Annotated in this window: 21 protein-coding genes; 2 read left to right on the top strand and 19 right to left on the bottom strand. The window is 68.6% G+C overall.

Translation table 11 applies throughout. The features are described 5' to 3' along the window. Positions 1 to 2: 2 nt before the first annotated feature. From rplX to rpsJ, 13 genes are all read right to left on the bottom strand, one after another. On the bottom strand, positions 3 to 344 hold the full coding sequence (gene rplX / locus ADJ73_RS08075) for a 50S ribosomal protein L24 (protein ID WP_050347853.1): 342 nt from the start codon (positions 342 to 344) through the stop codon (positions 3 to 5). Positions 345 to 347: 3 nt separating this feature from the next. Continuing rightward, complete coding sequence (gene rplN, locus ADJ73_RS08070; RefSeq protein WP_050347852.1) at positions 348 to 716, bottom strand: 50S ribosomal protein L14; 369 nt, start codon at positions 714 to 716, stop codon at positions 348 to 350. Positions 717 to 840: 124 nt separating this feature from the next. Then, positions 841 to 1,137, bottom strand: a complete 297-nt coding sequence (gene rpsQ, locus ADJ73_RS08065; RefSeq protein ID WP_050347851.1) for a 30S ribosomal protein S17 — start codon at positions 1,135 to 1,137, stop codon at positions 841 to 843. Further along, complete coding sequence (gene rpmC / locus ADJ73_RS08060) at positions 1,134 to 1,379, bottom strand: 50S ribosomal protein L29 (protein ID WP_050347850.1); 246 nt, start codon at positions 1,377 to 1,379, stop codon at positions 1,134 to 1,136. Before rpmC ends, rpsQ begins: the two co-directional genes overlap by 4 nt. Beyond that, complete coding sequence (gene rplP / locus ADJ73_RS08055; RefSeq protein ID WP_050347849.1) at positions 1,379 to 1,798, bottom strand: 50S ribosomal protein L16; 420 nt, start codon at positions 1,796 to 1,798, stop codon at positions 1,379 to 1,381. The genes rpmC and rplP overlap by 1 nt, the downstream gene beginning before the upstream one ends. Continuing rightward, a complete protein-coding gene (gene rpsC / locus ADJ73_RS08050; protein ID WP_050347848.1) occupies positions 1,798 to 2,631 on the bottom strand; it encodes a 30S ribosomal protein S3 in 834 nt (277 codons plus the stop codon). The genes rplP and rpsC overlap by 1 nt, the downstream gene beginning before the upstream one ends. Next, entirely contained in the window at positions 2,631 to 3,005 is a 375-nt protein-coding gene (gene rplV / locus ADJ73_RS08045; protein ID WP_050349315.1) for a 50S ribosomal protein L22, read from the bottom strand. The genes rpsC and rplV overlap by 1 nt, the downstream gene beginning before the upstream one ends. A 26-nt stretch (positions 3,006 to 3,031) precedes the next feature. Further along, positions 3,032 to 3,313: a 30S ribosomal protein S19 gene (gene rpsS / locus ADJ73_RS08040; RefSeq protein WP_050347847.1), complete on the bottom strand. Its 282-nt coding sequence runs from the start codon at positions 3,311 to 3,313 to the stop codon at positions 3,032 to 3,034. Positions 3,314 to 3,328: 15 nt separating this feature from the next. After that, positions 3,329 to 4,165 carry a 50S ribosomal protein L2 gene (gene rplB, locus ADJ73_RS08035; RefSeq protein WP_050347846.1) on the bottom strand — a complete coding sequence of 279 codons (837 nt, stop codon included), beginning with the start codon at positions 4,163 to 4,165 and terminating at the stop codon, positions 3,329 to 3,331. 42 nt (positions 4,166 to 4,207) lie between these two features. Continuing rightward, positions 4,208 to 4,507: a 50S ribosomal protein L23 gene (gene rplW / locus ADJ73_RS08030; protein ID WP_050347845.1), complete on the bottom strand. Its 300-nt coding sequence runs from the start codon at positions 4,505 to 4,507 to the stop codon at positions 4,208 to 4,210. After that, positions 4,504 to 5,163 carry a 50S ribosomal protein L4 gene (rplD, locus tag ADJ73_RS08025; RefSeq protein ID WP_050347844.1) on the bottom strand — a complete coding sequence of 220 codons (660 nt, stop codon included), beginning with the start codon at positions 5,161 to 5,163 and terminating at the stop codon, positions 4,504 to 4,506. The genes rplW and rplD overlap by 4 nt, the downstream gene beginning before the upstream one ends. A gap of 5 nt (positions 5,164 to 5,168) precedes the next feature. Continuing rightward, positions 5,169 to 5,828 (bottom strand): 50S ribosomal protein L3, encoded by a 660-nt coding sequence (gene rplC / locus ADJ73_RS08020; RefSeq protein ID WP_050347843.1) that lies wholly within the window; start codon positions 5,826 to 5,828, stop codon positions 5,169 to 5,171. Between the two features lie 10 nt (positions 5,829 to 5,838). Then, a complete protein-coding gene (gene rpsJ / locus ADJ73_RS08015; protein WP_012867945.1) occupies positions 5,839 to 6,147 on the bottom strand; it encodes a 30S ribosomal protein S10 in 309 nt (102 codons plus the stop codon). 433 nt (positions 6,148 to 6,580) lie between these two features. Here rpsJ and ADJ73_RS08010 point away from each other — a divergent pair, with 433 nt between their 5' ends. Continuing rightward, on the top strand, positions 6,581 to 7,330 hold the full coding sequence (locus ADJ73_RS08010) for a DUF2785 domain-containing protein (protein ID WP_050347842.1): 750 nt from the start codon (positions 6,581 to 6,583) through the stop codon (positions 7,328 to 7,330). 14 nt (positions 7,331 to 7,344) lie between these two features. Beyond that, complete coding sequence (locus ADJ73_RS16930; protein WP_156188169.1) at positions 7,345 to 8,025, top strand: DUF2599 domain-containing protein; 681 nt, start codon at positions 7,345 to 7,347, stop codon at positions 8,023 to 8,025. A gap of 106 nt (positions 8,026 to 8,131) precedes the next feature. Here the strand turns inward: ADJ73_RS16930 and ADJ73_RS08000 are convergent, their stop codons facing one another. The 6 genes from ADJ73_RS08000 to ADJ73_RS07975 form a co-directional block, all read right to left on the bottom strand. After that, positions 8,132 to 8,944, bottom strand: a complete 813-nt coding sequence (locus ADJ73_RS08000; RefSeq protein WP_050347840.1) for an enoyl-CoA hydratase/isomerase family protein — start codon at positions 8,942 to 8,944, stop codon at positions 8,132 to 8,134. 221 nt (positions 8,945 to 9,165) lie between these two features. Next, positions 9,166 to 10,359 carry an elongation factor Tu gene (gene tuf, locus ADJ73_RS07995; RefSeq protein WP_050347839.1) on the bottom strand — a complete coding sequence of 398 codons (1,194 nt, stop codon included), beginning with the start codon at positions 10,357 to 10,359 and terminating at the stop codon, positions 9,166 to 9,168. A 134-nt stretch (positions 10,360 to 10,493) separates the two neighbouring features. Continuing rightward, positions 10,494 to 12,596, bottom strand: coding sequence for an elongation factor G (gene fusA / locus ADJ73_RS07990; RefSeq protein WP_050347838.1), 2,103 nt, complete (start codon positions 12,594 to 12,596; stop codon positions 10,494 to 10,496). 111 nt (positions 12,597 to 12,707) lie between these two features. Beyond that, entirely contained in the window at positions 12,708 to 13,178 is a 471-nt protein-coding gene (rpsG, locus tag ADJ73_RS07985; protein ID WP_050347837.1) for a 30S ribosomal protein S7, read from the bottom strand. Next, positions 13,178 to 13,552 carry a 30S ribosomal protein S12 gene (gene rpsL / locus ADJ73_RS07980; protein WP_050347836.1) on the bottom strand — a complete coding sequence of 125 codons (375 nt, stop codon included), beginning with the start codon at positions 13,550 to 13,552 and terminating at the stop codon, positions 13,178 to 13,180. The genes rpsG and rpsL overlap by 1 nt, the downstream gene beginning before the upstream one ends. Positions 13,553 to 13,963: 411 nt before the next feature. After that, a complete protein-coding gene (locus ADJ73_RS07975) occupies positions 13,964 to 17,848 on the bottom strand; it encodes a DNA-directed RNA polymerase subunit beta' (RefSeq protein ID WP_050347835.1) in 3,885 nt (1,294 codons plus the stop codon). Between the last annotated feature and the right edge of the window lie 45 nt (positions 17,849 to 17,893).

Raw genomic sequence — 17,893 nt, 5'->3', positions numbered from 1 at the left:
GGTCACAGGTCCTTGCCCGAGCGGACGGACACGCGGGTGCGGACGGTCTTGCTGCGGCCGTCGCGCTCCACGGTCTCGACGCGCGTCTTGATCCGGGTCGGCTTCTTGGTCTCGGGGTCCACGACCTGCACGTTGGACACGTGGATCGGGGCCTCGGTGTGGACGATGCCACCGGTGCGGCCCGCACCCTGGCCGGCCTTGGTGTGCTTGGTCACGCGGTTGATGCCCTCGACCAGCACGCGCTGGGTCTCGGTGTTGACGCTGATGACCTTGCCCTGCTGGCCCTTGTCGGGACCGGAGATGACCTGCACCAGGTCACCCTTCTTGATCTTCATCTTCGCCATTGGTTACAGCACCTCCGGCGCCAGAGAGATGATCTTCATGAACTTCTTCTCACGCAGCTCGCGGCCCACGGGGCCGAAGATGCGGGTGCCACGCGGGTCGCCATCGTTCTTGAGGATGACGGCCGCGTTCTCGTCGAACTTGATGTAGGAACCGTCGATGCGACGACGCTCCTTGGTCGTGCGGACGATGACGGCCTTGACGACGTCGCCCTTCTTCACGTTGCCACCGGGGATCGCGTCCTTGACGGTGGCGACGATGACGTCGCCGATGCCGGCATACCGACGACCCGAACCGCCGAGCACACGGATGCAAAGGATCTCCTTGGCACCGGTGTTGTCGGCGACGCGCAGTCGCGACTCCTGCTGGATCACTGTCGAACTCCTGTCGTCGAGCTGGTTCTCACCGGATCCCTCCGGTTGAGCCTGGCCGAACTGTTGGTGGGGCTGGTCCCAGGTGCTCCCGAGACCGATGCTTGCGGATGAGCGAACTCGCGAACTACTTCGCGCGCTCGAGGATCTCGACCACTCGCCACCGCTTGGTGGCGGACAGCGGGCGGGTCTCCATGATGAGGACGCGGTCGCCGATGCCGGCCGAGTTCTCCTCGTCGTGGGCCTTGACCTTGCTGGTGCGACGCAGGACCTTGCCGTAGAGGGCGTGCTTGACGCGGTCCTCGACCTCGACCACGACGGTCTTGTCCATCTTGTCGCTCACCACGTAGCCCTGACGGGCCTTGCGGTAGTTGCGCTCGAGCGTGTCGCTCACGGTGCCGGCTTCCTTCTGGTTGTCGCTCATGCCTTCTCACCCTTCGCCGGAGCGGCGCCGATGCCGAGCTCGCGCTCGCGCATCTCGGTGTAGATGCGGGCGATGTCCTTGCGGACCGCACGCAGACGGCCGTGGTTCTCCAGCTGCCCGGTGGCGGACTGGAAGCGGAGGTTGAACAGCTCCTCCTTGGCCTTCTTCAGCTCGTCGACCAGGCGGTCGTCGCCGAGGCCACGCAGCTGCTCGGACGTCAGGTCCTTGGATCCAACTGCCATCAGATGTCACCACCTTCGCGCGCCACGAAACGGCACTTCATCGGGAGCTTGTGCATCGCGAGGCGCATGGCCTCACGCGCGACGGGCTCCGGGACACCGGCGAGCTCGAACATGACACGGCCGGGCTTGACGTTGGCCACCCACCACTCGGGCGAGCCCTTGCCCGAGCCCATGCGGGTCTCGGCGGGCTTCTTGGTCAGCGGGCGGTCGGGGTAGATGTTGATCCAGACCTTGCCGCCACGCTTGATGTAGCGCGTCATGGCGATACGAGCGGACTCGATCTGACGGTTGGTGACGTAGGCCGGCTCGAGGGCCTGGATCCCGTAGTCACCGAAGGAGACCTTGGTGCCTCCCTTGGCGGCGCCACTCCGACCGGGGTGGTGCTGCTTGCGGTGCTTCACACGACGGGGAATCAGCATCAGGACTCAGCTCCCTGCTCCGCAGGCTGGGCCTGCGCGGTGTCGGACGCCGGCGCCTCGGTGGCCGGGGCGGCGTCGCGGTTGCTGTCACGGCGGGGGCCGCGGCCGCCACCACGGCCGGGGCGGTCGGCGCCGTCCCGGCGCGGGCCACGGGACGGGCGGGGAGCGGCGGCCTGCTGGGCCGCGAGCTCCTTGGACGTCACGTCGCCCTTGTAGATCCACACCTTGACGCCGATGCGACCGAACGTCGTCCGGGCCTCGTAGAAGCCGTAGTCGATGTTGGCGCGCAGCGTGTGCAGCGGGACGCGACCCTCGCGGTAGAACTCGGAGCGGGACATCTCCGCGCCGCCGAGACGGCCGGCGCACATGACCCGGATGCCAAGGGCACCGGCGCGCTGCGCGGACTGCATGCCCTTGCGCATGGCGCGACGGAAGGACACGCGGGCGGACAGCTGCTCGGCGATGCCCTGCGCGACGAGCTGGGCGTCGACCTCGGGGTTCTTGACCTCGAGGATGTTGAGCTGCACCTGCTTGCCGGTGAGCTTCTCGAGCTCGCCGCGGATGCGGTCGGCCTCGGCGCCACGGCGACCGATCACGATGCCCGGGCGGGCGGTGTGGATGTCGACGCGGACGCGGTCACGGGTGCGCTCGATCTCGACGCGGGCGATGCCGGCGCGCTCCATGCCCTCGGACAGGAGGCGGCGGATCGCCACGTCCTCCTTCACGTAGTCGCGGTAGCGCTGACCGACCTTGGTCGAGTCGGCGAACCAACGGCTGCGGTGGTCGGTGGTGATCCCGAGGCGGAAACCGTGCGGGTTGACCTTCTGACCCATTAGCGGGTTCCTCCCTTGCTGGCGGCCACCGGCTGACCGACGAAGACGGTGATGTGGCTCGTGCGCTTGCGGACGCGGAAGGCCCGACCCTGGGCGCGCGGCTGGAACCGCTTCATGGTCTGGCCCTCGTCCACGAACGCCGTGGTCACGACGAGGCTGCGCTCGTCGAACGCCTCCGAGGCCTGGTCGGCCTTGACGCGAGCGTTGGCCACGGCGCTCTGCAGCACCTTCAGCACCGGGTCGCTGGCGGACTGCGGCGCAAACTGCAGCGTCGCGATGGCGTCCGTGACCTGCTTGCCGCGGATCAGGTTGACGACGCGGCGAGCCTTCATCGGCGTGACGCGCACGTGGCGCGCAACAGCCTTGGCTTCCATCTGGAATTCCTTGTCGTTGTTGGCCATCAGCGACGACGCCCCTTCTTGTCGTCCTTCTCGTGACCCTTGAAGGTACGGGTGGGGGCAAACTCGCCGAGCTTGTGCCCGACCATCGACTCGGTCACGAAGACCGGGACGTGCTTGCGACCGTCGTGGACGGCGAGGGTGTGGCCGAGCATGTCCGGGGAGATCACCGAACGGCGCGACCAGGTCTTGATGACGTTCTTGGTGCCCGCTTCGTTCTGGGCGTCCACCTTCTTCTGAAGGTGGTCGTCGATGAAGGGGCCCTTCTTCAGGCTACGAGGCATGTCCAAAGGCTCCTATCAGCGCTTCTTGCCAGTGCGACGACGACGGACGATGAGCTTGTCGCTCGGCTTCCCCGGCTTGCGGGTCCGGCCCTCCGGCTGGCCCCAGGGGCTCACCGGGTGGCGACCACCGGAGGTCTTGCCCTCACCACCACCGTGCGGGTGGTCGATCGGGTTCATGGCCACACCGCGGACGGTCGGGCGCTTGCCCTTCCAGCGCATACGGCCGGCCTTGCCCCAGTTGATGTTGCTCTGCTCGGCGTTGCCCACCTCGCCGACCGTGGCGCGGCAGCGCAGGTCGACGTTGCGGATCTCGCCGGACGGCATACGCAGCTGGGCGTAGGGGCCGTCCTTGGCGACGAGCTGCACCCGGGCGCCCGCGGAGCGGGCGATCTTGGCGCCGCCACCCGGCTTGAGCTCGATCGCGTGGATGACGGTACCCACGGGGATGTTCTTGAGCGGCAGCGCGTTGCCGGGCTTGATGTCCGCGCCGGGGCCGTTCTCGATGGTGTCGCCCTGGTTGAGACGGTTGGGCGCCAGGATGTAGCGCTTCTCCCCGTCCGCGTAGTGCAGCAGGGCGATGCGGGCGGTGCGGTTGGGGTCGTACTCGATGTGCGCGACCTTGGCCGGCACGCCGTCCTTGTCGTGACGACGGAAGTCGATCACGCGGTAGGCGCGCTTGTGGCCACCACCGATGTGGCGCGTGGTGATGCGACCGCTGGAGTTGCGACCACCGGTCTTGGGCAGCGGACGCACCAGCGACTTCTCGGGCGTGCTGCGCGTGACCTCAACGAAGTCCGCGACGCTCGAGCCGCGACGACCCGGCGTCGTGGGCTTGTACTTACGGATAGCCATGTCTGATCCCTCAGTGTCCTAGTCGATCTTCGGTCGCCGGCGTCAGACGCCAGCGCCTCCGAAGATGTCGATCGACCCTTCCTTGAGGGTGACGATCGCGCGCTTCGTGTCCTTGCGCTTGCCCAGGCCGAACCGCGTGCGGCGGGTCTTGCCCGGACGGTTGAGCGTGTGCACGGAGTCGACCTTGACCTTGAAGACCTGCTCGATCGCGATCTTGATCTCGGTCTTGTTGGCCCGGGGGTCCACCACGAAGGTGTACTTGCCCTGGTCCATCAGTCCGTACGACTTCTCGGAGACGACCGGCGCGAGCAGGATGTCGCGGGGGTCCTTGATGGTGCTCACTTGGTGTCCTCCTCAGCCTTGGCGGCCGCCGGGGTGCTCTTGGCCAGGAAGGCCTCGAGAGCGCCCTGGGTGAAGACCACGTCGTCCGCGCAAAGCACGTCGTACGTGTTGAGCTGGTCGGCGACCAGGATGTGCACGTTGGCGATGTTGCGGACCGAGGCCAGACCTAGCGAGTCCTCGCGCTCGACGACCACGAGGAGGTTCTTGCGGTCGGTCAGCCCGCCCAGCACCGCGGCGGCGGTCCTGGTCGACGGCGTCTCCCCCTCGACGAGCGAGGTGAGGACGTGGACGCGGCCGTGGCGAGCCCGGTCGGACAGGGCGCCGCGGAGCGCGGCGGCCTTCATCTTCTTGGGGGTGCGCTGGCTGTAGTCACGCGGCACGGGACCGTGCACGGTGCCACCGCCGGCGAACTGCGGCGCGCGGGTCGAGCCCTGGCGAGCCCGGCCGGTGCCCTTCTGGCGGTACGGCTTGGCGCCACCGCCACGCACCTCGGCGCGGGTCTTGGCCTTGTGGGTGCCCTGACGAGCCGCGGCGAGCTGGGCCACCACGACCTGGTGGATCAGCGGGATGTTGGTCTGGACGTCGAACACCTCGGCGGGCAGCTCGACCGAGCCGGCCTTGGCGCCCTTGGCGTCCACGATGTCGATGGTCGTCATTCGGATCAGGCCCCCTTGGCGGCCGTGCGGACGAGGACCACGCCGCCGCGGGGGCCGGGGACGGCACCCTTGACGACGATCAGACCCTTGTCGGCGTCCACGGCGTGGATCGTGAGGTTCTGGGTGGTCTGGCGGACGCCGCCCATGCGGCCGGCCATGCGCAGACCCTTGAAGACGCGGCCCGGGGTGGAGCAGCCACCAATCGAGCCCGGCTTGCGGTGGTTGCGGTGCGCACCGTGGGAGGACGAGACGCCCTTGAAGCCGTGACGCTTCATGACGCCGGCGAAGCCCTTGCCCTTGGTGGTGCCCGTGACGTCGACCTCGACGCCGGCCTCGAAGGCCTCGGCCGTGATCTCCTGGCCCACCGCGTAGTCGGCGGCGTCAGCGGTGCGCAGCTCGACGAGGTGGCGGCGCGGCGACACGCCGGCCTTCTCGAAGTGGCCGGTCATGGGCTTGTTGACCTTGCGCGGGTCGATCGCGCCGAAGGCGATCTGGACGGCCTGGTAGCCGTCCTTCTCGGCGTCGCGGACCTGCGTGACGACGCAGGGGCCCGCCTTGATGACCGTCACGGGGACGAGGCGGTTGTCCGCGTCCCAGACCTGGGTCATGCCGAGCTTCTCGCCAAGGACGCCCTTGACAGTGCGCTCGATAGCAGCGTTAGTCATGTGGGGTTCCTCAGAGCTTGATCTCGATGTTGACGTCCGCCGGCAGGTCGAGACGCATCAGCGAGTCGACGGCCTTGGGCGTCGGGTCGATGATGTCGATGAGACGCTTGTGCGTCCGCATCTCGAAGTGCTCGCGGCTGTCCTTGTACTTGTGCGGCGAACGGATGACGCAGAAGACGTTCTTCTCCGTCGGCAGGGGCACCGGGCCCACCACCGTCGCGCCCGCACGGGTCACGGTGTCCACGATCTTGCGCGCCGAGCTGTCGATGACCTCGTGGTCGTACGACTTCAGCCGGATGCGGATCTTCTGTCCCGCCATCGCTTCGTTGACTCTCTCTCGTCCTGAAACTGCTGGTCCTGTGGCCGAACCAGTGGCTCTCCGACCCCCGCGGTCGGGCGTGTCGCGCCCGCTTCGCGGCACGGGGGCACGCAGCAGCTGCGGGCTCTCCCGTGGTGGGGCCGGTCCGTCTGGGCCGGGGCTTGCGCTCCCCCATCGAGGAGTCACCGAGCCATCAGCCAGTCCGAGGACCGTCCGGTGGTGCTAGTAACCTCTCGCGAGGGACGGGGGCAGCCACACCCTCCTGGTCGACCCGGACCTCGAGAGGTCCCGGCGACGGCGGAGTATGCCTCGGCCACGCGTCAAGCAACCTCACTAGTGTGACAGACGGCCAGGCAGGATCCAAATCCTGGACGCCCGATGCCAGCCGACACGCCGACCGCGTCCCCGCCGGGTGGGCTGAGAGGATGTTCGTATGCCGAAAGCCCCCTCAGCCGCCCTGCCCGCGGACCTGCTCGCCGCCCTGGACCGGCTGTCGTCCCGCGAGGGCGAGGCTCGCGAGGAGGCGCTGGCGGAGGTGGTCCGCGGCGCCGGCTCGCTGGGCCGCAAGGACCGTCAGGGCCTCGGCGATGCCCTCGTCGCGCTGCTTGGTGACGGGGACGCCCACACCCGCTCCTTCGCGGCCGTCCCCCTGGCTTACCTGGCCTCCGAGCTCACGTGGCGGCGGTCCTGGACCGAGCCCTTCCTGACCTGGTGGACGGGCGAGCCGGACCAGCGCGGCTACGACGCCACGGTGGGCTGGGTGCACGCCGTGGCGCACGGTGCCGACGTCGTGGGCGAGCTCGGGCTCACGAGCGCGGTGCCCGCCGAGCAGCTCCTCGACGCCGTCGCGCGCCGCCTCACCAACCCGGCCGGGACCGTCTGGCGCGACCAGGAGGAGGACCGCCTGGCCTTGGCGGTCGCGCAGGTGCTGCTCCAGGACGACCTGACCGAGAAGGTCGCCACCCGGTGGATCAAGGACCTGACGCCGCGGATGACGACCGCGACCACGCCGATCCCGGCGGCCACCATCAACACCTGCCGCACGTTGCGCAGCCTCTACGTGCTCGTCGACGGCAGGGTGCCGGCGCCGCGACCCCGCAGCGTCAAGCACGCGGGTGCGGTGCAGCAGCAGATCCGGGCGCTGCTCGAGGTGGTCGAGCCGTGGACCGCACCGGGCCCGTGAGCCTCGTGAGCCCCGTGAGCCGGACCCTGGCGCTGGGGGTGGGCATGGGCACGGGTGTCGTCATCGGCTCGATGGCCGTGCTGACGGGCTGCTCCAGCCCGTCCCCCACAGCCTCCCCGTCCACCAGCCACTCCCCCGCCGCCGCGTCTCGTCCGGCGACGGGCACGTCCTCGCCGGCCACTACCGCGACGTCCACGTGCCCCGCTCGGCTGGCCGACACCCCCGCCCTGCGACCCGGCGAGGCCCTCACGCCGGGGACGGAGGGGACCTGGATCGTGCTGTCCGGCACCGGGTTCCGCACCGGCATACGCGTCGAACCGGCCGCTGCGCAGCTGAGCCGGGCCGGGGAGGCGATCTGCGCGGACCGGCCGGGGACGCGGGTGACCGCGACCACGACGACGCTGGTCGACCACGCCGCTTGGGTGCGACGGGCCGGCACGCGGTCGCTGGCCCTGACGCCGTCCTGGGCCGCCCGCACCTGGGGCGACTCGGCCTCGGCGCTGGTGCCGGCGCTGCGGGGCGAGTTCCCGGAGCTGGCGCGGCCGGGGATGGTGGACCAGCTGCGCTGCCACGTCGCCTTCGCCCCGCGCAAGCCGGTGTGGCACCTGGAGCCCGACCGTCCCGACGTGGGCTACGCCGCCACGGTGGCCGCGGCATGCAACCCCGGCCGCCTCGTCGACCCCGACGGTCGCTGATCGCCGATGGGGCACGGCAGCCCGAGCTGCCGCACCGCCGCCCTACCCGCGACCCCGCCGCCCTACCTACCGCCCCGCCGAGGTGGGTCGTCCGGACGCGCCCCGGTCAGCGCCCGGGGAAGGTGGGAGCGGTCTTGGCCACGAACGCGCGGACGCCCTCCACCTTGTCCTCGGACTCGAACGCTGCGTGGAAGGCCCGCGCCTCCAGGTCCAGCCCCTCGGGGACGGAGAGCGGCTCGACGGCGTTCAGCAGCTGCTTGCAGGCCGCCACCGCGACCGGGCTCTTGGCGGCGAGCTCGGCGACGGTCCGGCGCGCACCGTCCAGCAGGGTGTCGCGATCCTCGAAGACCTGGTTGACCAGGCCGATCCGCAGCGCTTCCTCGGCCTTGATCATGCGGCCGGTGCAGATGAGCTCCCGCGACAGCGCCAGGCCGACGCGGCGGGTCAGGCGGACCGATCCGCCGAAGCCGGGCACGAGGCCGAGGTTGACCTCGGGCTGCCCGAACCGGGCACTGCTCGAGGCGTAGATCCAGTCGCACGCCAGCGCGAGCTCGCAGCCGCCGCCCAGCGCGAAGCCGTGGACCGCCGCGATGACGGGCACCGGCAGCGCCTCGAGCCGGCGCGTGACGCCCTGCATCCGGCGTGAGTAGTCCTCCCCCTGGTCCGGCGACATCGACTGCATCTCCACGATGTCGGCCCCTGCGACGAAGGCCTTCTCCCCCGCCCCCGTGACGATCACCCCGCGGATCGGCCAGCGGCCGTCGGAGCCCACCTGGGTCTCGATGGCCACCAGCAGCCCCTCGAGGTCGGCGATGACCTGCCCGGCGAGGGCGTTCATCGCGTGGGGGCGGTTGACGGTGACGACGAGGGCCGGGCCGTCCTGCTCGACGAGCAGCGTCTCGAAGGTGCCGAGGTCCATGGGTGAAGTCCTCCCGAGCGGGGTCGTGGGGTGCAGCCCCAGCCTGCCGCATCCCCGCCGGGGGCAGCGACCCGGGCGGCCTGTGACCGTCGACACGGCGGCCGGGTGCGGCATACGAGCTCGCCCCTGAGCGCACCCGGCGAGCGTATGCCGAGAGGCGGGGCCCGGACCGTGGTCCGGACCCCGCCTCGCGAGATCGATCGCTCCCGGAGGAGCTGAGATCACTTGATGATCTTGGTGACCTGACCCGCACCGACGGTGCGGCCACCCTCACGGATGTTGAACTTCAGGCCCTCCTCCATGGCGATCGGCTGGATCAGGTCGACCTTCATGGAGGTGTTGTCGCCGGGCATGATCATCTCGGTGCCCTCGGGGAGGTGGACGACGCCCGTCACGTCAGTGGTACGGAAGTAGAACTGGGGACGGTAGTTGTCGTAGAACGGCGTGTGACGGCCGCCCTCGTCCTTGGACAGGATGTACGCCGAGGCCTCGAACTCGGTGTGCGGGGTGATGGAGCCCGGCTTGCAGACGACCTGCCCGCGCTCGACCTCCTCGCGCTTGAGGCCACGGAGCAGCAGACCGACGTTCTCGCCCGCACGACCCTCGTCGAGGAGCTTGCGGAACATCTCGATGCCGGTGACGGTGGTCTTCTGGGTCTTCTCGCGGATGCCGACGATCTCGACCTCCTCGTTGACCTTGAGGACACCGCGCTCGATGCGGCCGGTGACGACCGTGCCACGACCGGTGATCGTGAAGACGTCCTCGATCGGCATCATGAACGGCTTGTCGGTGTCGCGCTCCGGCTCCGGGATGTACTCGTCCACGGTCTTCATGAGCTCGACCACGGTCTTGGTCCACTCGGGGTCGCCCTCGAGCGCCTTGAGCGCGGAGATGCGGACGACGGGCAGGTCGTCACCGGGGAACTCGTAGTCGGTCAGCAGCTCGCGGACCTCCATCTCGACGAGCTCGAGGATCTCCTCGTCGTCGACCATGTCGGTCTTGTTGAGCGCCACGACGATGTAGGGGACGCCGACCTGGCGGGCCAGGAGGACGTGCTCCTTCGTCTGCGGCATCGGGCCGTCGGTGGCGGCGACGACGAGGATCGCGCCGTCCATCTGCGCCGCACCGGTGATCATGTTCTTGACGTAGTCCGCGTGACCGGGGCAGTCGACGTGGGCGTAGTGGCGGCTCTCGGTCTGGTACTCGATGTGAGCGATCGAGATGGTGATGCCGCGCTGACGCTCCTCGGGGGCCTTGTCGATGTCCTCGAAAGCGAACTGCGGGTTCAGGTCCGGGTACTCGTCGTGCAGAACCTTGGAGATAGCAGCCGTCAGCGTCGTCTTACCGTGGTCGATGTGACCGATGGTGCCGATGTTGACGTGCGGCTTGGTCCGCTCGAACTTAGCCTTCGCCACTTGGGGTCCTCCTCAGGACTTCTTTGGTGTTACGCCGTACGACCAAGCAGGACGTGGCGTCGTCTTGTGTGGGTGGTGCTGGATGAGACGCGATCCGGAAGTCTAGCGCCGAAGGCGCCAGACCTCCGAATCGGTTACTCGCCTCGGGTCTTCTTGATGATCTCGTCCGCGACGTTCTTGGGAACCTCGGCGTACGAGTCGAACTGCATCGTGTAGTTGGCCCGGCCCTGCGTCTTGGAGCGCAGGTCGCCAACGTATCCGAACATCTCCGACAGGGGCACCAGAGCGCGGACGATCTTGGCACCGCTGATGTCCTCCATGGCCTGGATCTGGCCACGGCGGGAGTTGATGTCACCGATGACGTCGCCCATGTAGTCCTCGGGCGTGCGCACCTCGACGGCCATCATCGGCTCGAGCAGGGCCGGGTCGGCCTTGCGGGCGGCCTCCTTGAAGGCCATCGAACCGGCGATCTTGAACGCCATCTCCGAGGAGTCGACGTCGTGGTAGGCGCCGTCGATCAGGATCGCCTTGACACCCACCATCGGGTAGCCGGCGAGCACGCCCTGGCCCATGGCCTCCTCGATGCCCGAGCCGACCGACGGGATGTACTCGCGCGGCACGCGGCCACCGGTCACCTTGTTGTCGAACTCGTACATCTTGCCCTCGGACGTGTCCATGGGCTCGAAGGTGATCTGGACCTTGGCGTACTGGCCCGACCCACCCGTCTGCTTCTTGTGGGTGTAGTCGTACTTCTCCACCGCGCGACGGATGGTCTCGCGGTAGGCCACCTGCGGCTTGCCGACGTTGGCCTCGACCTTGAACTCGCGGCGCATGCGGTCCACGAGGATGTCGAGGTGGAGCTCGCCCATGCCCTTGATGATGGTCTGGCCGGTCTCCTCGTCGAGCTCGACGCGGAAGGTCGGGTCCTCCTCGGCCAGCTTCTGGATGGCCGTGGAGAGCTTCTCCTGGTCGCCCTTCGTCTTGGGCTCGATGGCCACGTTGATGACGGGCTCGGGGAAGGTCATCGACTCCAGCAGGACCGGCTGGTCCTGGGCCGCCAGGGTGTCACCCGTCGTCGTGTCCTTCAGACCGATCATCGCGTAGATGTGGCCCGCGGTCGCATGGTCGACGGGGTTCTCCTTGTTGGCGTGCATCTGGAAGAGCTTGCCGACGCGCTCCTTCTTGCCCTTGGTGGCGTTGAGCATCATGTCGCCCTGCTTGACCTCGCCCGAGTAGACGCGCACGTAGGTCAGGCGCCCGAAGAAGGGGTGCGACACGACCTTGAAGGCCAGCGCGGAGAACGGCTCGGAGGCGTCGGAGTGACGCTCGATGACCTTCTCCTCGTCCTTGGGGTCGTGGGCCTGGATGGCGGGCACGTCCAGCGGGGACGGCAGGTAGTCGACGATGGCGTCGAGCAGGGGCTGCACGCCCTTGTTCTTGAACGCCGTGCCGCACAGGACGGGGTTGACCTCGCCGGCGATGGTGATCTTGCGGACGGCCGCCTTGATCTCCTCGGGGGTCAGCTCCTCGCCACCGAGGTACTTCTCGAGCAGCTCCTCGTCGGACTCCGCGACACGCTCGACGAGCTTGCTGCGGTACTCCTCCGCCTTGTCGGCGAGCTCGGCCGGGATCTCCTCGATCTCGTAGTCCTGGCCCATCTTCACGTCGCCGCGCCAGACGAGGGCGCGGTTGTAGACGAGGTCGATCATGCCGACGAAGTCGTTCTCGGCGCCGATCGGGATCTGCAGCACCAGCGGCTCCGCGCCGAGGCGGTCCACGATGGTCTGCACGGTGTAGTAGAAGTCGGCACCCAGCTTGTCCATCTTGTTGACGAAGCAGATGCGGGGGACGTTGTACTTGTCCGCCTGCCGCCACACCGTCTCGGACTGGGGCTCGACACCCTCCTTGCCGTCGAAGACCGCCACCGCGCCGTCGAGGACGCGCAGCGACCGCTCCACCTCGACCGTGAAGTCGACGTGCCCGGGCGTGTCGATGATGTTGATCTGGTTGCCCTCCCAGAAGCAGGTCGTCGCGGCGGACGTGATCGTGATGCCGCGCTCCTGCTCCTGCTCCATCCAGTCCATCGTCGCGGAGCCGTCGTGCGTCTCACCGATCTTGTAGTTGATGCCGGTGTAGAACAGGATCCGCTCGGTCGCCGTCGTCTTGCCAGCATCGATGTGGGCCATGATGCCGATGTTGCGGACCTTCTTCAGGTCCGTGAGGACGTCGAGTGCCACGTCTGTTATCTCATCTCTTCGAGTCGGTGGTGCAGCAGGCCGGCACGCTCCGGGAGGAGGTCCGGTGGTGCGGGCGGCGTCGGTGCTCCCCACGCCGCCCGCGTGCAGGTCTTACCAGCGGTAGTGCGCGAAGGCCTTGTTGGACTCGGCCATCTTGTGGGTGTCCTCGCGACGCTTGACCGCGGCACCGAGGCCGTTGCTGGCGTCGAGGATCTCGTTCATGAGGCGCTCGGTCATGGTCTTCTCCCGACGCTGGCGCGAGTAGCCGACCAGCCAGCGCAGCGACAGGGTGGTGGCGCGGCCGGGCTTGACCTCGACCGGGACCTGGTAGGTCGCACCGCCGACGCGGCGGGACTTGACCTCCAGGGCCGGCTTCACGTTGTCCAGGGCGCGCTTGAGGATCACGACCGGGTCGGAGCCGGTCTTCTCGCGGCAGCCCTCGAGGGCGCCGTACACGATGTTCTCGGCGATGGACTTCTTGCCGTCCAGCAGGATCTTGTTGACCAGCTGGGTCACCAGCGGCGAGCCGTAGACGGGGTCGACGACCAGGGGGCGCTTCGGAGCGGGGCCCTTACGAGGCATTACTTCTTCTCCTTCTTGGCGCCGTAGCGGCTGCGAGCCTGCTTGCGGTTCTTGACACCCTGGGTGTCGAGGGAGCCGCGGATGATCTTGTAGCGGACGCCGGGAAGGTCCTTCACACGCCCACCGCGCACGAGCACGATCGAGTGCTCCTGCAGGTTGTGACCCACGCCCGGGATGTATGCCGTGACCTCGATGCCGGAGGTCAGCTTGACGCGAGCGACCTTGCGCAGCGCGGAGTTCGGCTTCTTGGGGGTGGTGGTGTAGACGCGGGTGCAGACGCCACGGCGCTGCGGGCTGCCCTTGAGGGCAGGGGTCTTGTTCTTGTCGACCTTGTCCTGCCGGCCCTTGCGGACGAGCTGGTTGATGGTTGGCACGTAGTCTCCGTACGTATCTGATGGTCAGCCCGGCCGGTCACCCGGTCGGACTCCTTGTCATGCCGCTCGCCACGTCCCGAGGTCGGGTGTATCGGGCGGTGCTCCTCCCCGCACTCCCACGACGAGGTCGCGGGCGCCAGGCAGGAGGGGTGTGGTCTTCCGTCGCAGGACCACCGGCGCTATCGCACCGGCGGCCGCCTCGTCGGAGAGGGCACAGTGTGTCCGTGTCAAGCACGACACAGTGAACAAGATTACCGCGATATCACGGGGCGCTCCAAATCACCGGCAGCCCACCCCGCGAGGTCCCCCACGGCAGGGGGGTCCCCACTGTCGGTGCTGGTGACAGGCGCGGGCAGCGGCGCGGGCCGGCTCCCGAGGGGAACCGGCCCGCGCCACGAGCGTCCGTGACGATCAGTGGGTGTCGAAGCCCAGCGTGATGTCGTCCAAACGGATGGCCTCGCCCGACCCCGGCCCGAAGGCCGTGTAGTCGAACTGGTCGTAGCCAGGCATGGAGTACATCGCCGCCTTGGCCTCCTCCGTCGGGTTGACCTTGACGTTGCGGTAACGCGGCAGGCCGGTGCCGGCGGGGATGAGCTTGCCGAGGATGACGTTCTCCTTGAGGCCCAGCAGCGGGTCGCTCTTGGCGTGCATCGCAGCCTCGGTGAGCACCCGGGTCGTCTCCTGGAAGGAGGCGGCCGAGAGCCAGGACTCGGTGGCGAGCGAGGCCTTGGTGATGCCCATGAGCTCCGGTCGACCCGAGGCCGGCTTGCCGCCCTCGGAGACGACGCGGCGGTTCTCGGACTCGAAGCGACCGCGCTCGGCGAGCTCGCCGGGGAGCAGGTCGGCGTCGCCGGCCTCGATGATCGTCACGCGCCGCAGCATCTGGCGCACGATGACCTCGATGTGCTTGTCGTGGATCGACACACCCTGCTGGCGGTAGACCGCCTGCACCTGGTCCACGAGGTGCATCTGCACGGCGCGGGGGCCGAGGATGCGCAGCACCTGCTTGGGGTCGATGGCGCCCTGCACGAGCTGGGTGCCGACCTCGATGTGGTCCCCGTCGCCCACCAGGAGGCGGGAGCGCTTGGTGACCGGGTAGGCGTGCTCGTCGGTGCCGTCGTCCGGCACCAGCACGATCCGGCGCGCCTTGTCGGTGTCCTCGATGCGCACGCGGCCCGTGGCCTCGGCGATCGGGGCGACACCGCGCGGGGTGCGAGCCTCGAAGAGCTCGACCACACGGGGCAGACCCTGCGTGATGTCGTCACCGGCCACACCACCGGTGTGGAAGGTGCGCATCGTCAGCTGGGTGCCGGGCTCGCCGATGGACTGGGCGGCGATGATGCCGACGGCCTCGCCGATGTCGACGAGCTTGCCGGTGGCCAGGGACCGCCCGTAGCACTTGGCGCAGGTGCCGACGCGGGACTCGCAGGTGAGGACCGAGCGGACCCGCACCTCCTCGATCCCCGCGACGACCAGCGCGTCGATGACCACGTCACCGAGGTCGAGGCCGGCCTCGGCCAGCACCTCGCCGTCCTTGACGACGTCCTCGGCGAGCGTGCGGGCGTAGACGCTGGACTCGACGTCCTCGTGCGGCCGCAGGGTGCCGTCGGCGCCGCGCACGGCGATCGGCATCAGCAGGCCGCGGTCGGTGCCGCAGTCGTCCTCGCGGATGATGACGTCCTGCGAGACGTCCACCAGGCGACGGGTCAGGTAGCCCGAGTCGGCGGTCCGCAGGGCGGTGTCCGCCAGACCCTTGCGGGCACCGTGCGTGGAGATGAAGAACTCCAGCACGGACAGGCCCTCGCGGAAGTTGGACTTGATCGGGCGCGGGATGATCTCGCCCTTCGGGTTGGCCATGAGGCCACGCATGCCGGCGATCTGCCGCAGCTGGAACCAGTTGCCTCGCGCCCCCGAGCTGACCATGCGGAAGATCGGGTTGCGCCGCGGGAAGTTGGCCTCCATCTCCTTGGAGACCTCGTTGGTGGCCTGCTGCCAGATCTCGATGAGCTCCTGGCGCCGCTCGTCGTCGGTGGTCAGACCGCGCTCGAACTGCACCTGGACCTTGGCGGCCTTGGCCTCGTAGCCCTCGAGGATGGACTCCTTGTTGGAGGGCGTGACGACGTCGGAGATCGCCACGGTCGTGCCCGAGCGGGTCGCCCAGTGGAAGCCGGTCTCCTTGAGCGCGTCCAGCGAGGTCGCCACGAGCACCTTGGGGTAGCGCTCGGCGAGGTCGTTGACGATCGCGGAGAGCCGCTTCTTGTCGACGGGCTCGTTGACGAAGGGGTAGTCGACCGGCAGCGTCAGGTTGAACAGCGCACGCCCCAGCGTGGTGTCCATGACGAAGTCCGCCCGGCCCTCCTCGCTCAGCTCGACACCCTCGGGAAGGTCGAAGCCCACCGGGGGGACGGCGTCGCGCAGCCGGATCTTGACGGGCGACCCGAGCTCGATCTCGCCCGCGTCGAAGGCCATCCGCGCCTCGTCAGAGGTGCGGAAGGCGCGACCGGAGCCCTTGCCGTCGGCCACCTCGGAGGTGAGGTGGAACAGCCCGATGATCATGTCCTGGGTGGGCATGGTCACGGGGCGGCCGTCGGCCGGCTTGAGGATGTTGTTGGAGGACAGCATCAGGATGCGGGCCTCGGCCTGGGCCTCCGCGGACAGCGGCACGTGCACGGCCATCTGGTCACCGTCGAAGTCGGCGTTGAACGCGCCGCAGACGAGCGGGTGCAGCTGGATGGCCTTGCCCTCGACGAGCTGCGGCTCGAAGGCCTGGATGCCGAGGCGGTGCAGCGTGGGTGCGCGGTTGAGCAGCACGGGGTGCTCGGTGATGACCTCTTCGAGGACGTCCCACACGACCGGGCGGGCGCGCTCCACCATGCGCTTGGCGGACTTGATGTTCTGCGCGTGGTCGAGGTCGACCAGCCGCTTCATCACGAACGGCTTGAACAGCTCGAGCGCCATCTGCTTGGGCAGACCGCACTGGTGCAGCTTGAGCTGGGGGCCGACGACGATGACCGAGCGGCCGGAGTAGTCGACGCGCTTGCCGAGGAGGTTCTGACGGAAGCGGCCCTGCTTGCCCTTGAGCATGTCGGACAGCGACTTCAGCGGACGGTTGCCGGGGCCCGTGACCGGGCGGCCGCGACGGCCGTTGTCGAAGAGCGCGTCGACGGCCTCCTGCAGCATGCGCTTCTCGTTGTTGACGATGATCTCGGGGGCACCGAGGTCGAGGAGGCGCTTGAGGCGGTTGTTGCGGTTGATGACGCGACGGTAGAGGTCGTTGAGGTCCGACGTCGCGAACCGGCCACCGTCAAGCTGCACCATCGGGCGCAGGTCCGGCGGGATGACCGGGACGCAGTCGAGCACCATGCCGGTCGGGCTGTTGCTCGTCGTCTGGAAGGCCGTGACGACCTTGAGGCGCTTGAGGGCGCGGGTCTTCTTCTGGCCCTTGCCGGTGGCGATGATCTCGCGCAGCAGCTCCGACTCGGCCTCGAGGTCGAAGGTCTCCAGGCGCTTCTGGATCGCCGCCGCGCCCATGCCGCCCTCGAAGTAGAGACCGAAGCGGTCCCGCATCTCGCGGTAGAGCATCTCGTCGCCCTCGAGGTCCTGGACCTTGAGGTTCTTGAAGCGGTCCCAGACCTGCTCGAGGCGCTCGACGTGCACGTCCGCGCGCTTGCGGATGGCGTTCATCTCGCGCTCGGCGGAGTCCTTGAGCTTGCGCTTGACGTCGCTCTTGGCGCCCTCGGCCTCGAGCGCGGCCAGGTCCTCCTCGAGCTTCTTGGCGCGGGCCTCGACGTCGGAGTCACGACGGTTCTCGTGCTCCTTCTTCTCGACCTCGATCTGGGCCTCCAGCGACGGCAGGTCGCGGTGGCGCGCCTCGGTGTCGACCGAGGTGATCATGTAGGCCGCGAAGTAGATGACCTTCTCCAGGTCCTTCGGGGCCAGGTCGAGCAGGTAGCCGAGACGGCTCGGCACGCCCTTGAAGTACCAGATGTGGGTGACGGGGGCGGCGAGCTCGATGTGGCCCATCCGCTCACGGCGCACCTTGGCGCGGGTCACCTCGACGCCGCAGCGCTCGCAGATGATGCCCTTGAAGCGCACGCGCTTGTACTTGCCGCAGTAGCACTCCCAGTCCCGGGTCGGACCGAAGATCTTCTCGCAGAAGAGCCCGTCCTTCTCCGGCTTGAGGGTGCGGTAGTTGATCGTCTCGGGCTTCTTGACCTCGCCGTGGGACCACTGGCGGATGGAGTCCGCGGTGGCGAGGCCGATACGCAGCTCGTCAAAGAAGTTGACGTCGAGCACGTGTGTCCTTCTCTCGTCTTGCGACTGATTCAAAGTCTGTGGGTC

This window comes from Arsenicicoccus sp. oral taxon 190 (genome assembly GCF_001189535.1).
Lineage (GTDB): Bacteria > Actinomycetota > Actinomycetes > Actinomycetales > Dermatophilaceae > Arsenicicoccus.
This window is presented reverse-complemented; position numbering and strand designations above follow the sequence as displayed.

Coding starts and splice junctions, on each gene's coding strand:
- ADJ73_RS08010 (WP_050347842.1), top strand. CDS start 6,581: ATGCCGAAAGCCCCCTCAGCCGCCCTGCCCGCGGACCTGCTCGCCGCC.
- rplX (WP_050347853.1), bottom strand. CDS start 344: ATGGCGAAGATGAAGATCAAGAAGGGTGACCTGGTGCAGGTCATCTCC.
- rpsC (WP_050347848.1), bottom strand. CDS start 2,631: ATGGGTCAGAAGGTCAACCCGCACGGTTTCCGCCTCGGGATCACCACC.
- ADJ73_RS08000 (WP_050347840.1), bottom strand. CDS start 8,944: ATGGACCTCGGCACCTTCGAGACGCTGCTCGTCGAGCAGGACGGCCCG.
- rplC (WP_050347843.1), bottom strand. CDS start 5,828: ATGACTAACGCTGCTATCGAGCGCACTGTCAAGGGCGTCCTTGGCGAG.
- rpsG (WP_050347837.1), bottom strand. CDS start 13,178: ATGCCTCGTAAGGGCCCCGCTCCGAAGCGCCCCCTGGTCGTCGACCCC.
- rplD (WP_050347844.1), bottom strand. CDS start 5,163: ATGACGACCATCGACATCGTGGACGCCAAGGGCGCCAAGGCCGGCTCG.
- rpsS (WP_050347847.1), bottom strand. CDS start 3,313: ATGCCTCGTAGCCTGAAGAAGGGCCCCTTCATCGACGACCACCTTCAG.
- rpmC (WP_050347850.1), bottom strand. CDS start 1,379: ATGGCAGTTGGATCCAAGGACCTGACGTCCGAGCAGCTGCGTGGCCTC.
- rplB (WP_050347846.1), bottom strand. CDS start 4,165: ATGGCTATCCGTAAGTACAAGCCCACGACGCCGGGTCGTCGCGGCTCG.
- rplP (WP_050347849.1), bottom strand. CDS start 1,798: ATGCTGATTCCCCGTCGTGTGAAGCACCGCAAGCAGCACCACCCCGGT.
- rplV (WP_050349315.1), bottom strand. CDS start 3,005: ATGGAAGCCAAGGCTGTTGCGCGCCACGTGCGCGTCACGCCGATGAAG.
- rpsQ (WP_050347851.1), bottom strand. CDS start 1,137: ATGAGCGACAACCAGAAGGAAGCCGGCACCGTGAGCGACACGCTCGAG.
- rpsJ (WP_012867945.1), bottom strand. CDS start 6,147: ATGGCGGGACAGAAGATCCGCATCCGGCTGAAGTCGTACGACCACGAG.